This window comes from Dyella sp. 01N448 (assembly GCF_056399225.1).
In genome coordinates this window covers 1-12,921 of sequence record NZ_JBFTQX010000014.1, presented here as the reverse complement: position 1 = coordinate 12,921, position 12,921 = coordinate 1, and the positions used below count along the sequence as shown (strand labels likewise).

General features: G+C 64.5%; 10 protein-coding genes. All 10 read left to right on the top strand.

Features of this window, described 5'->3' with window-relative positions:
- Positions 1-22 precede the first annotated feature (22 nt).
- The 10 genes from ftsE to AC1DKY_RS17930 all read left to right on the top strand — a co-directional run bounded on the left by ftsE (position 23) and on the right by AC1DKY_RS17930 (position 12,666).
- Positions 23-700: a cell division ATP-binding protein FtsE gene (gene ftsE / locus AC1DKY_RS17975; RefSeq protein WP_441605005.1), complete on the top strand. Its 678-nt coding sequence runs from the start codon at positions 23-25 to the stop codon at positions 698-700.
- A complete protein-coding gene (gene ftsX / locus AC1DKY_RS17970) occupies positions 697-1,683 on the top strand; it encodes a permease-like cell division protein FtsX (RefSeq protein ID WP_477180025.1) in 987 nt (328 codons plus the stop codon). The genes ftsE and ftsX overlap by 4 nt, the downstream gene beginning before the upstream one ends.
- 139 nt (positions 1,684-1,822) lie before the next feature.
- Positions 1,823-2,665 (top strand): response regulator, encoded by an 843-nt coding sequence (locus tag AC1DKY_RS17965; RefSeq protein ID WP_441605003.1) that lies wholly within the window; start codon positions 1,823-1,825, stop codon positions 2,663-2,665.
- Positions 2,662-3,363: a uracil-DNA glycosylase gene (ung, locus tag AC1DKY_RS17960; RefSeq protein ID WP_441605002.1), complete on the top strand. Its 702-nt coding sequence runs from the start codon at positions 2,662-2,664 to the stop codon at positions 3,361-3,363. Before AC1DKY_RS17965 ends, ung begins: the two co-directional genes overlap by 4 nt.
- A gap of 184 nt (positions 3,364-3,547) precedes the next feature.
- On the top strand, positions 3,548-4,405 hold the full coding sequence (gene rpoH, locus AC1DKY_RS17955; protein ID WP_046971328.1) for an RNA polymerase sigma factor RpoH: 858 nt from the start codon (positions 3,548-3,550) through the stop codon (positions 4,403-4,405).
- A 111-nt stretch (positions 4,406-4,516) separates the two neighbouring features.
- On the top strand, positions 4,517-5,215 hold the full coding sequence (locus AC1DKY_RS17950; protein WP_441605001.1) for a response regulator transcription factor: 699 nt from the start codon (positions 4,517-4,519) through the stop codon (positions 5,213-5,215).
- Positions 5,212-6,645 carry a sensor histidine kinase gene (locus AC1DKY_RS17945; protein ID WP_441605000.1) on the top strand — a complete coding sequence of 478 codons (1,434 nt, stop codon included), beginning with the start codon at positions 5,212-5,214 and terminating at the stop codon, positions 6,643-6,645. Before AC1DKY_RS17950 ends, AC1DKY_RS17945 begins: the two co-directional genes overlap by 4 nt.
- Positions 6,646-6,802: 157 nt before the next feature.
- Entirely contained in the window at positions 6,803-10,012 is a 3,210-nt protein-coding gene (locus AC1DKY_RS17940; protein WP_441604999.1) for an efflux RND transporter permease subunit, read from the top strand.
- Positions 10,005-11,201 carry an efflux RND transporter periplasmic adaptor subunit gene (locus tag AC1DKY_RS17935; protein ID WP_441604998.1) on the top strand — a complete coding sequence of 399 codons (1,197 nt, stop codon included), beginning with the start codon at positions 10,005-10,007 and terminating at the stop codon, positions 11,199-11,201. The genes AC1DKY_RS17940 and AC1DKY_RS17935 overlap by 8 nt, the downstream gene beginning before the upstream one ends.
- On the top strand, positions 11,188-12,666 hold the full coding sequence (locus AC1DKY_RS17930) for an efflux transporter outer membrane subunit (RefSeq protein ID WP_441604997.1): 1,479 nt from the start codon (positions 11,188-11,190) through the stop codon (positions 12,664-12,666). Before AC1DKY_RS17935 ends, AC1DKY_RS17930 begins: the two co-directional genes overlap by 14 nt.
- The last annotated feature ends 255 nt before the right edge of the window (positions 12,667-12,921 follow it).

Genomic DNA, 12,921 nt, shown 5'->3' with positions numbered 1-12,921 from the left:
CATTCGGGATTGGGGACACGCGGTGATCCGCTTCGACCAAGTCAGCAAACGCTATGAAGGCGGCCACGAGGCCTTGTCGCAGCTCTCCTTCGAGGTGGCGACAGGCGAGATGGCCTTTATCACCGGCCATTCCGGCGCCGGCAAAAGCACCTTGCTCAAATTGCTCGGCCTGATCGAGCGGCCTTCGCACGGCGTGGTCACCCTCGATGGGCAGAACCTGGCCAAGGTCGGTCGCGCGGGCATTCCCAAGTTGCGCCGTCGCCTGGGCATGGTGTTCCAGGACCATCGCCTGCTGATGGATCGCACGGTGTTTGCCAATGTCGAGCTGCCGCTGATGATCGGCGGCATGGCGCCCCACGAACGCGGCAAGCGCGTGCGCGCCGCGCTGGAGAAGGTCGGCCTGCTCGCCTACGAACGGCAGCTGCCGGCCACGCTTTCGGCGGGCGAGCAACAGCGCGTGGGCATTGCCCGCGCCATCGTCGCCAAGCCCACCCTGCTGATCGCGGACGAACCCACCGGCAACCTCGATCCCACCCTGGCGGTGGAGATCATGGGGTTGTTCGCCGAATTCCAGAATGTTGGCACCACCGTCGTGATCGCCAGCCATGATCTGCCGCTGATCAAGCGCATGAAAAAGCGCGTGGTCGTGCTCGATCACGGTCGCCTGGTGGCCGATGTGGCCGCGCAGGAGGTGCTATGAGCAACCAGTCCGAATTTCCGATGGAAAGCCCGCTGCTTTCCGACCAGAGCCGCGGCATCYGCACCAAGGCGCGCCCGGTGGCGAGCTGGCGCGAACACCACGGCTGGAGTGCGGCGGCCAGCCTGCGTCGACTGATGTCGCGCCCGGTTGGCACCTTGCTCACCGTTGCCGTGATGGCCATTGCGCTGGCGCTGCCGCTCACCTTCTATTTGTTGCTGGGTAACCTGCAGAAGATGGGCGATGCGCTGGGCCAGAACCAGACCATCAGCGTATTCCTGCAGCCGGGGCAGAGCGTCTCCTCCGCCGACATGATGGCCAAGAAGCTGCGCGAGCGCAGCGAAGTCGCCGGCGTGAAGCTGAAGTCGCCCGACCAGGGCATGGACGAGCTGGCCAAGATGCAGGGCTTCTCCGGCGCGTTGCATACGCTGGACGTCAACCCGCTGCCGTTCGTGCTGGAAGTGCAGCCCAAGGCGGGCGCGAGTGCCGACAGCGTGGATCGCCTCGTCGCCGACATGCGCGGCATGTCGGGCGTGGATCAGGTGCAGGACGGTGGCACCTGGCGGCAGCGCCTCGAGGCGCTGCTCGGCGTCGGCGAACGCATCGTGATGATTCTTGCCGGACTGCTGGCCGTGGCCGTGCTGCTGGTGGTGGGTAATACCGTGCGCGTGGATATCGCCAGCCGGCACGAGGAAATCGGCGTGTTGATGCTGGTGGGGGCGAGCCGCGCCTTCGTGCGTCGTCCGTATTTGTATGCGGGCATCTGGTACGGGCTGTTCGCCGGCGTGCTGGCGGTGGGCTTCGCCGTGCTGGTCGAGCTGGCGCTGGCCGAGCCGGTGCAGCGCCTGGGTCAGGTGTATGCCGGCAAGCTGCAGGTCGATGTGCTGCCGATATGGTTGCTGGCTGCCGTCCCGGTGGCTGCGGCCGTGCTCGGCTGGCTGGGCGCCCGCCTGGTCAGCGCCTGGCAATTGCGCAAGGCGGCATGAAGCGTGCGCCGGCTCACGCCCGGAGCAATGTTGTCATGCAAGCTTGGTGGGGATGGTGCAGCATGCCCGCTCGGGGTGACCGGGGAAGCACCGGCATGACGTCGGCGGGTACAGCTGGACACTACGTGGGTGATTGGGGATGAGCGGAAGTTTCAGCAGTCGAGTGGTGGGAACAGCGCCTAGGGTGCTGGTGGTGGATGGCTCCAAAGTCGTGCGCCAGCTGATCTCCCGCGTGCTCAAGAGCGAACTGCCCGACAGCGACGTGGTGGGTGCCGGCAGCGGCGCCGAAGCCAAGGAGCTGCTGGAGGCCGGTGCGTTCGACTTCATCACCATCGCGCTGCGCCTGCCCGACATGGACGGGCTGGAACTCGCCCGCCATGTGCGCGAATCCGCCGCCCAGGCTTATGTGCCCATCGTGGTCGTCTCGGGCGATGTCGACGGTCGCCTGCACAGTCGCACGCTGGGGGAGCACGTCACCGATTATTTCGACAAGTCGCTGGGGTTCCAGGCGCTGGCGGAGTTCATCCGCGGCTACGTGAAGCCCGTCGATTCGGCCGAGGGCGAAGTGCTCTACGTGGAAGACAGCCGCGTGGTCGCGCTGGCGACCCGCCGCATCCTCGAAAAGCACGGCCTGACCGTCTATCACGTGGTCAGCGTCGAGGACGCCCTGGTGCTGCTGGACAAGGCCAAGGAACAGGACAAGGTCGGCGCGGACATCGTGCTCACCGACGTCAGCCTCAAGGGCGAACTGACCGGCGGCGACCTGCTCGAGCGCATCCGCCGCGAATACCTCTACAGCAAGGGCAGGCTGCCCGTGCTGGTGATGACGGGCGATGAGAACCCGGCCAACCAGGCTGCGCTGCTGCGCGCCGGCGCCAACGATCTGGTCGAAAAGCCGATCGAGGAAAAATTGCTGATGACCAAGCTGCTCTTCCAGCTGCGTGTATCCCAGCACCTGCGCGAGCGGGGCGAGGCGGCGTGACGGAACATCCGGTAAGGCTGGAGCCGTCCTGGAAGGACCGCATCGGCGAGTATCTGGCGCGCCCGGACATGCGCGCGCTGTCCGACTTCCTGCGCAGCGAAAAGCAGGCCGGCAAGGTGATTTATCCGCCGGGTCCGGAGATTTTCGCCGCCTTCGACCACACACCATTTGATGCCACGCGCGTGGTGATCCTGGGCCAGGATCCGTACCACGGTCCGAACCAGGCGCATGGCCTGTGTTTCTCGGTACGGCCGGGCGTGGCCACGCCGCCGTCGCTGCTGAACATCTTCAAGGAGATCCAGCGCGACCTGGGTTTCCGGGCCCCGGACCACGGCTGCCTGACCCCTTGGGCCGACCGCGGTGTGCTGCTGCTCAATGCCACGCTCACCGTCCAGCAGGCCACCGCCGGCTCGCATCAGGGCAAAGGCTGGGAAGGCTTTACCGATGCGGCGATCGACGCACTCAACCGCGAGCGGGAAGGGCTGGTCTTCCTGCTGTGGGGCTCGTATGCCCAGAAGAAGGGCCAGCTGATCGACGGCAGCCGCCATTGCATTTTGCGCTCCGTGCACCCATCTCCCTTATCAGCGCATCGCGGTTTCATCGGCTGCGGGCACTTCTCGGCGGCCAACCAGTACCTGGAAAGCCGCGGCGAGCCGCCTATCGACTGGTCTTTGCCGATGCGGGCCGAACTAGCCTGAAACAGGCATTTCACGGCTGCTGAACCGCCCGATACGCATAGTGGAGCCTCCCCGGGGTGCCTGCTGGACAGGTGCCTCAAATTCCTGTACTATTGAGTACATCAAAGGTCCCGGAACCTTTCGGGGCCTTTAGCACTCGTAATACCCGAGTGCTAAGCTGATTCCCTCACAGGAGGTTCCGTCCATGTCTCAAGCTTTGGTGACCGCCAACCTGCCGGTGCCGAGTGTCGTCGGCAGCCTGGATGCCTATATCTCGGCGGTCCATCGGATTCCGGTACTCAGCCAGGACGAGGAGCAGGCGCTGTCGCGCCGCTACAACGAACAGGAAGACCTTGAATCCGCCCGCAAACTGGTCATGTCCCACCTGCGCTTCGTGGTGCACGTGGCGCGTGGCTACAGCGGCTATGGTCTGCAGATCGCCGACCTGATCCAGGAAGGCAATATCGGCCTGATGAAGGCTGTGAAGCGATTCGACCCGGATCAGGGCGTGCGCCTGGTGAGCTTTGCCGTGCACTGGATCCGTGCCGAAATGCACGAGTTCATCCTGCGCAACTGGCGCATCGTCAAGGTCGCCACGACCAAGGCGCAGCGCAAGCTGTTCTTCAACCTGCGCAAGAGCAAGAAGCGCCTGGGCTGGATGAACGCCGAAGAAGTGCGCACGGTGGCCAAGGATCTGGGCGTGCCCGAAGCGACGGTGCGCGAGATGGAATCGCGTCTGTCGGGCCGTGACATTGGCTTCGAAGCCCCGGCGGATGCCGAGGACGATGCCAAGCCGGCACCGGAAGCGTTCCTGATCGACGATGGCGCCGACCCGTACGACAACGTGGCCGATGCCGACCAGGCCGACAACCAGCTCGACACCTTGTCGGCGGCGTTGAAGAACCTGGACGAGCGCTCGCGCGACATCATCCAGCGCCGCTGGTTGAACGAAGACAAGGCCACGCTGCAGGATCTTGCGGACGAGTACGGCGTTTCCGCCGAACGTATCCGCCAGGTCGAGGCCAACGCCATGAAGAAGATGCGCGGCCTGTTCGCGGCCTGATCTTCTCTGTCGGCGTAAGATGACAAGCGGCCCCTCCAGGGGCCGTTTGCCTTTGCGAGGACACGGCTGTCCCCGCGTTCTCACCACCGGATCCCCGTTTGTAGTGCCGTCATGCCCCGAGTGCTGGTCATCGAAGACGACGAAACCACCGCGCGAGAAATCGTCGCGGAGTTGAGCGCGCACGGCATGTTCGCGGAATGGGTGGCCAACGGCCGCGATGGCCTGGCGCATGCGCTGCAAGGCGGCTACGACCTGATCACGCTGGACCGCATGCTGCCCGGCATGGACGGCATCGACGTGGTGGCCGAATTGCGCCGCGCAGGCAGCGACGCGCCGGTGCTGATGATCAGCGCCTTGAGCGATGTCGACGAGCGCGTGCGCGGCTTGCGCGCGGGCGGCGACGACTACCTCACCAAGCCCTTCGCACCTGATGAAATGTCGGCGCGCGCGGAAGTGCTGCTGCGCCGTCGCCAGCCGCAGTCGGTCCAGCGCCTGCGCGTGGCCGACCTGGAGCTGGATCTGGTCAGCCACGTGGCGTATCGCGGTGGCCAGCCGCTGACCCTGCTGCCCACCGAATACCGCCTGCTCGAATTCCTGATGCGCAATTCCGGGCAGGTGCTTACCCGCACGATGATTTTCGAGACGGTGTGGGGTTTCCATTTCGATCCCGGCACCAATGTGATCGACGTGCATATCGCGCGTTTGCGGCGCAAGATCGACGGCGCCGGCCAACCGGCGTTGATCCACACTGTGCGCGGCACCGGTTATATGCTCGCGGCCGCCAATGAAACTGCCCCGGTGGTGTCATGAAAGCACGTCCCAACAGCTGGCATTCGACCACCTCGAGGTTGATCCTCATCTACGGCGCCTTGTTCGTCGTATGGGGCGCGGTGCTGGTCGGCGCGATCCAGTGGGAAACCACGCGCTATCTCAACAGCGTCATCGACCAGATGCTGCAGCAACGTATGCATTACATCGCCTCGACCGATCCCGCCCGCCTCGCCACCACGGTGGATGCCGCCGCCGCGATCGATCCGCACGGCATCATGTCGGTGGGCTTGTTCGACAAGGACCATCAGCCGGTGGCAGGCAATATCGACCATCTGCCCACGTCGCTGCTGCGCGATGGCCAGGTGCACCTGCTCAAGCATGGCCTGCCGCGCTCCGACCGCGATGCGGAGCGCGTGCGCGCACGCGGCCTGGCTTCGACGCTGCCCAATGGCGACATCCTCGTCATTGCCAAGGACATCAGCACCATCGACGGCATCGGTGCGATCGTTCGTCGCGCGCTGCTTTGGGGCATCTCGCTGACCATCATTCCTGGCCTGCTCGGCGGTTTCCTGTTGCGCCGCGGTCCGGAGAAGCGCATCCGTGCGCTGCAGGATGCGACCGATCCTATCCGCCAAGGCGATCTTTCCAAGCGCCTGCCGATCAGTCGGCGCGGCGACGAGCTCGACCAGCTGGCAGGCATCGTCAACACGATGCTGGGCGAGATCGAGCGCTTGATGAATGAAGTGAAGGGCGTCTGCGACAACATCGCGCACGACCTGCGCACGCCGCTGACGCGCTTGCGCGCACGCCTGTATCGCACGCAGCAGCAACTTGATGGCGAGCCCGAATCGGCGCTGGTGGAATCGTGCATCGTCGATATCGACGAAGTGCTGACGCGTTTCCGCGCGCTGCTGCGTGTGTCCGAACTCGAAGACCGTCATCGCGCCGCTTGCTTCGACGAAGTGGACGTGGGGCAGGTGCTGCGTCAGGTGCACGAGTTCTACGCGCCTGTCGCCGAGGATCGTGGCCAGACCTTCGAGGTCGACATCCAGTCGCTGCAGCCCGTGCGCGCCGATGCGCATCTGCTGTTCGAAGCGCTGGCGAACCTGGTCGGCAATGCCATCAAGTTCACCCCGGCGGGCGGCAAGGTGAGCCTGCGCGCCAGCATGGACAAGCGTGGCCCGCGCGTGGACGTGATCGACAGCGGCCCGGGTATTCCGGCCGACGAGCGCGACGCGGTGACGCGTCGCTTCTACCGCGGCGACAACAGTCGCACTACCGGCGGCTCGGGCCTGGGGCTCAGCATCGTCAGCGCCATCGTGCGTCTGCACGGCTATGCGCTCGACATCGGCGATGCCAGCAGCAACGGTGCGCGACTGACTTTGTATTGCTACGCACTCGCGCCGGACGAAAAAGTCGGCACCTGCCTGTCCCGCTCCGTGCCGGAAGTCACGCCGATGACGGCCTGAGGGCCGATCGGCCAGATGAAGATAGTTTCATCTGCGTGCGCAATGCAGGCGCCACGTAGAACATGAAATTATCTTCATCCTCCAAGCTCTATTGAGAGTTTTCGCTGCATGCGAAAATTTGCCGCGACGCATCATTTCGCGCACGGAAATCCCCCGCATGCTTGGCATCGTCCGGATCGCGCTCACGCGGCCCTACACATTCATCGTTTTCGCCCTGACCATCCTCATCTTTGGTGTGATGTCGGCGGCACGAACGCCCACCGACATCTTTCCGGAAATCAATATTCCGGTGATCGCCGTGTCCTGGCAGTTCACCGGCATGACGCCCGACCAGATGTCCGGCCGCATGAACACGCCGTTCGAGCGCGTGCTCACCACGACCGTCAACGACATCGAGCACATCGAGTCGGAGTCGATCAATGGCATGGGCATCACCAAGATCTTCTTTCAGCCGGGCGTGAACATCGCCACGGCCAATGCGCAGGTGACGGCCATTGCGCAGACGATCCTGAAGCAGATGCCCGCCGGCGCCACGCCGCCGCTGATCGTCAATTACAACGCGTCCACGGTGCCGATCCTGCAGGTGGCGCTGTCCGGCAAGGGCCTGTCCGAGCAGCAGCTGGGCGACCTTGGCTTGAACCAGTTGCGTCCGCAGCTGGTGACGGTGCCGGGCGCGGCGATTCCCTATCCGTTCGGCGGCAAGACGCGCCAGGTGCAGCTGGACGTGGATCCGGCGGCGCTGCAGGCGCGCGGCCTGTCCACCCAGGACGTGGCGAACGCGCTGGCCAACCAGCAGCAGATCAGCCCGATCGGCACGCAGAAGATCGGCAAGTACGAATACGTGATGGAGCTGAACAACGCCGCCACTCACGTGGACGAGCTGGAAGACCTGCCGGTCAAGATGGTCAACGGCACCACGATCTATGTGCGCGACGTGGCCCATGTGCGCGACGGAGCCCCGCCGCAGACGAACATCGTGCACGTGGATGGCGTGCGCTCGACGATGCTGTCGATCCTGAAGAACGGCTCCACCTCCACCCTCGCCATCGTGGCGGGCGCGCGCCAGAAGCTGGTGGAGATGAAGGATTCGCTGCCGGACAACCTGACCATCAAGCCGATCGGCGATCAGTCGGTGTTCGTGCGCGCCTCCATCGATGGCGTGGTCCGCGAAGGCATCATTGCCGCGGCGCTGACCAGCTTGATGATCCTGTTGTTCCTGGGCAGCTGGCGCTCGACCCTGATCATCACCACGTCGATTCCGCTGGCGGTGCTGGGCTCGGTGTTCACGCTGTCGGCGATCGGCCAGACGCTCAACATCATGACGCTGGGCGGCCTGGCGCTGGCGGTGGGCATCCTGGTGGACGAAGCCACGGTGACCATCGAGAACATCAACTGGCACCTGGAGCAGGGCAAGGACGTCATCACCGCGATCGTGGATGGTTCGGCGCAGATCATCGTGCCGGCATTCGTGTCGCTGTGCTGCATCTGCATCGTGTTCGTGCCGATGTTCTTCCTGCCGGGCGTGGCGCGCTACCTGTTCGTGCCGATGGCGGAGGCGGTGATCTTCGCGATGATCTTCTCCTTCATCCTGTCGCGTACGCTCGTGCTGACCATGGCGAAATACCTGTTGCAGGCGCATCCGGCGACGGTGGACGAACATGGCCAGCATATCGAGCAGCCGGCGCCGAAGACGATGCTCGGCCGCTTCCAGCAGGGCTTCGTCAATCGCTTTGAGAAATTCCGTGCCGGTTATAGCGGCGTGCTGCATCTGGCGCTGGAAAACCGCAAGGTGTTCGTGATCGGCTTCCTCGCCTTTGTGCTGCTGTCGTTCGCGCTGTTGCCGGGACTGGGCAGCAACTTCTTCCCTGATGTCGACGGCGGCCAGATCCTTGTGCACGCACGCGTTCCCGTAGGCACGCGTGTGGAGACCACCGCGGCGGAATTTGCAGACATCCAGAAGGCCATCCGTCAGGTGATACCGCCGGACGAACTCGATGCCATGATCGACAACATCGGCCAGTATTCGAGCTCGATCAACACGATCTACAACAATACCGGCGAAGTGGGCGAGTCCGACGGCGATATCCAGATTTCGCTGAAGGAAGGTCATCACCCGAGCGCGGAATACGTGAAGGTCCTGCGCGAAAGGCTGCCGCGGTTGTTCCCGGGCACCACGTTCTCGTTCCCGCCGGCGGACATCGTCAGCCAGATCCTGAACTTCGGTTCGCCCGCGCCGATCGATCTGCAGATCCGCGGCAGGAGCCTGGAGAAGGACTTCGCGTACGCCAACATCCTGCTCAACAAGCTGCGCCAGATTCCCGGCGTGGTCGATGCACGCCTGCAGCAGTCGCAGGCGCAGCCGGCGTTCCGCATCGACGTGGACCGCACGCGTGCACAGTTGCTGGGCCTGACCGAAGGCGACGTGACCAACAGCCTGATCGCCGACCTTTCCGGTACGGCGCAGGTGGCGCCGACGTATTGGTTGAATCCGGACAACAACGTCACCTATCCGATCTCCGCCCAGGTGCCGCAGTACCAGCTGGACTCGCTGGCGCAGCTGAGCAATCTGCCGATCACCGCCAAGAGTGGCGGCAATCCGCAGGTGCTGGGCGCACTGGCCGACATCACGCGCACGCATCGCAACACCATCGTGAGCCAGTACAACATCCAGTCGATGGTGGAGATCTATACGGCCATTCAGGGCCGTGATCTTGGCGCGGTAGCCGGTGATATCCAGAAGGTGCTGGACGACACCAAGAAAGACCTGCCCAAGGGCGCGAACGTGGCGCTGCTGGGCCAGGTGCAGACCATGCACGACGCCTATTTCGGCCTGTTGTTTGGCCTGCTGGGTTCGGCGGTGCTGGTGTATCTGCTGATCGTGGTGAACTTCCAGTCCTGGACCGATCCGTTCGTGATCATCACTGCCTTGCCTGCGGCGCTCGCCGGCATCGTATGGATGCTGTTCGTCACGCACACCACGTTGTCGGTGCCGGCACTCACGGGCGCCATCATGTGCATGGGTGTGGCGACCGCCAACTCGGTGCTGGTGGTGAGTTTCTGCCGCGAGCGCCTGGCCATCCACGGCGACGCCACGCTGGCGGCGCGCGAGGCAGGCTTCGTGCGCTTCCGTCCGGTGCTGATGACCGCGCTGGCCATGATCATCGGCATGGTGCCGATGGCGCTTGGCCTGGGCGACGGCGGTGAGCAGAACGCACCGCTGGGTCGCGCCGTGATCGGTGGCCTGCTGTTTGCGACCACCGCCACGCTGATCTTCGTTCCCGTCGTTTTCTCCATTGTGCATGCGCGTTACAAGCACGCGCCTGACGCTGATTCGGCTGACCATGCCGGAGTACCCGCCCATGTCTGAACATACCCAGCTTCCTGAGGTCCACTTGTCGCCGCGTCGTCTGCGACTGGCCGCCGTGATCGCTGCCGTCGTCTTCGGCTCGATCGTGGTGATCGGCGTGACCACCCGCATCGTGCAGGCGCGCAACCTGCACCAGTGGACCGACGAACAGGCCATCCCCACCGTCGTCATCTCCGAACCCGAATCCGCCAACGGCTCCTCGCCGCTGGAACTGCCCGCGCAGATGGATGCGTTCACCAACGCTCCGATCTTCGCGCGCACCAGCGGTTACCTGAAGTCGTGGGACAAGGACATCGGCGCGCAGGTGAAGGCGGGCGATGTGCTCGGGGTCATCGATACGCCCGATCTTGACCAGCAACTGCTGCAGGGTCTGGCCGACCTGGCCAGTGCCAAGGCCAATGCCGCGCTCGCTGGCACCACGGCGAAACGCTGGCAGGTACTGCGCCAGACCGATCCCGATTCGGTCTCGCAGCAGTCGGTCGACCAGTTCAACGGCGATCTCGCCGCCAAGCAGGCACTGGCCAATTCGGCGCAGGCCAACGTCGATCGACTGAAGGCGCTGAAGTCGTACGCCAGGCTGGTAGCTCCGTTTGATGGCCGCGTGACCGCCCGCAACACCGACGTGGGCGCGCTGATCACCGCTGACACCAGCGGTACCGGCACGCCGCTGTTCACCGTCTCCGACACCAGCAAGCTGCGCGTGTATGTGCGCGTGCCGCAGGTGTATGCACCGGCCATCCATCGCGGCGACGAAGCCACGCTCAGCGTGCCTGAGTATCCGGGCAAGTCGTTCACCGCCAAGGTGGAAGCGGACGCCCGCTCGATCACGCCGACCTCGGGCACCACCCTGGTGCAGCTGCTGGTCGACAACCCCGACGGCAAGCTGCTGCCGAGCAGCTACGCGAGCGTGAGCTTCAAGATCGGTTCGGGCGCACTGGGTCTGCGCGTGCCGGCCGAAGCGCTGATCTTCGACGACAAGGGTCTGCATGTCGCCACGCTGGACGCGAGCGATCACGTGCACTTCAAGAAGGTCACCATCCGCCGCGACTACGGCAAGACCATCGAAGTGGGCTCGGGCCTGGTCGGCAATGACCGCGTGATCATCAACCCGCCGGACGGCCTGGCCGATGGCGACGAAGTGCGCATTGCGAAGAACCCGCAGGCGGGCAAGCCTCATGACAAAGCGTAAGTACATCGCCACGAAACTCGCCGTGACGGTGGCGGCTACGTTGGTGCTGGGCGCCTGTTCGATGGCGCCGACGTACAAGACACCGGACGCACCGGTGGCCGATCAGTATCAGCAGCAAAACGGTCCGTGGACGCCGGCACAGCCGGCCGACCAGTTGCCGCGCGAAGACTGGTGGAAGCTGTACGGCGACGATCGCCTCAACGGGCTCGAGGACCAGCTGATCGCGCACAATGCCGATCTCGCCGCGGCGCTGGCCAGTTATCGGCAGTCGCGCGACGTGCTGGCCCAGGTGCGTGCTGACTTGTTTCCGCAGATTTCCGCGGGCGCGGGTGCGACCCGCAATCGCCAGTCGCTCAACTCGCCGCTGCACGGCACGACGTCGCCCGAGTACTACAACCTGAATTCGGTCCAGCTGCAGGCCTCGTACGAAGTGGACCTGTGGGGCCGCGTACGCGACAACGTGGCAGCCGGACGCGCAGAGGTGCAGGCATCGGCAGCCGATCTCGCCTCGACTCGCCTCAGCCTGGAAGCGACGCTGGCCGATACCTATCTGCAGCTGTTGGGCGCCGATCGCCAGATCGACCTGTTGCAGAGTACGGTGGACGCCTATCAACGCGCGCTGCAGCTAACGACCACGCTGCACGCTGGCGGCGCGGTCTCCGGACTCGACGTGGATCGCGCGCAGACGCAGCTGTCGTCCACCAAATCCGCGCTCTCGCAGGCCAAGGCGCAGCGTGAGGTGTTGCAGCACGCGATTGCCGTGTTGGTAGGTCAGTCGGCATCCACCTTTGCGATCGATGCGAAGACCGATCTGCCGGCTCTGCCAACGGTCCCGGTCGGCATACCGTCGACGCTGTTGCAGCGTCGTCCGGACATCGCCGCGGCCGAACGCCGTACGGCGGAGGCGAACTCGCAGATCGGCGTGGCGCGTTCGGCGTTCTTCCCGTCGCTGACCTTGAGCGCGGCCGGCGGCTATTCCAGCGGCGCCTGGGGCAACCTGCTCAATGCGCCGAGCCAGATGTGGGCGTTGGGTCCGAACCTGTTGCTGAGCGTGTTCGATGGTGGCCTACGTCGCGCCAAGGTGGCGCAGGCGCACGCGGCGTTTGACGAAGCCAGTGCGCAGTATCGCGGTACCGTGCTCAGCGCCTTCCAGCAGGTGGAAGACAACCAGTCGTTGATCAATAACTTCGGCAATGCCTTGGTGGATCAGAACGACGCCACCAATGCGGCCGACAAGACGCTGAAGCTTTCCACTGCGTTGTACAAGCAGGGGGCCAATAGTTATCTCGACGTGGTGACGGCGCAGGTGGATGCGCTCAATGCGCATCTGAGTTTGTTGTCGCTGCAGACGAATCAGCTGCGGGCGAGCGTGCAGTTGGTGCGGGCGTTGGGTGGTGGGTGGACGAGTGATGATATTGCGACGGATCACTTGGCGGCAGACGCTAAGGCGCAGGGCCTCAAGTGATTTCTCTGGCGTGATTTGGATTGCCGGCGTTTGATCGTCATCCCGGCGCAGGCCGGGGTCTAGAGCCTCGGTGTTTGGTTGTCGCCTCGAGGCCAGGGTGCCGCCTACGCGGCGGGCGTTTCGAACGGCTGCCGCCGCTCGAGTCACTTTTCTTTTGCTGGCCCACGCACGCGCAGGAGCGCGTGCGAACGGCGAAGCCGGCCCGAAGGGCGGAGGGCAGGATGCCCGGAGTAAAAGAAAAGTAACCCAAAGAAA

What these genes read in the sequence shown, in the direction of transcription:
- AC1DKY_RS17965 (WP_441605003.1), top strand. Translation starts at nt 1,823, where the DNA reads ATGAGCGGAAGTTTCAGCAGTCGAGTGGTGGGAACAGCGCCTAGGGTG.
- rpoH (WP_046971328.1), top strand. Translation starts at nt 3,548, where the DNA reads ATGTCTCAAGCTTTGGTGACCGCCAACCTGCCGGTGCCGAGTGTCGTC.
- AC1DKY_RS17950 (WP_441605001.1), top strand. Translation starts at nt 4,517, where the DNA reads ATGCCCCGAGTGCTGGTCATCGAAGACGACGAAACCACCGCGCGAGAA.
- AC1DKY_RS17945 (WP_441605000.1), top strand. Translation starts at nt 5,212, where the DNA reads ATGAAAGCACGTCCCAACAGCTGGCATTCGACCACCTCGAGGTTGATC.
- AC1DKY_RS17940 (WP_441604999.1), top strand. Translation starts at nt 6,803, where the DNA reads ATGCTTGGCATCGTCCGGATCGCGCTCACGCGGCCCTACACATTCATC.
- AC1DKY_RS17935 (WP_441604998.1), top strand. Translation starts at nt 10,005, where the DNA reads ATGTCTGAACATACCCAGCTTCCTGAGGTCCACTTGTCGCCGCGTCGT.
- AC1DKY_RS17930 (WP_441604997.1), top strand. Translation starts at nt 11,188, where the DNA reads ATGACAAAGCGTAAGTACATCGCCACGAAACTCGCCGTGACGGTGGCG.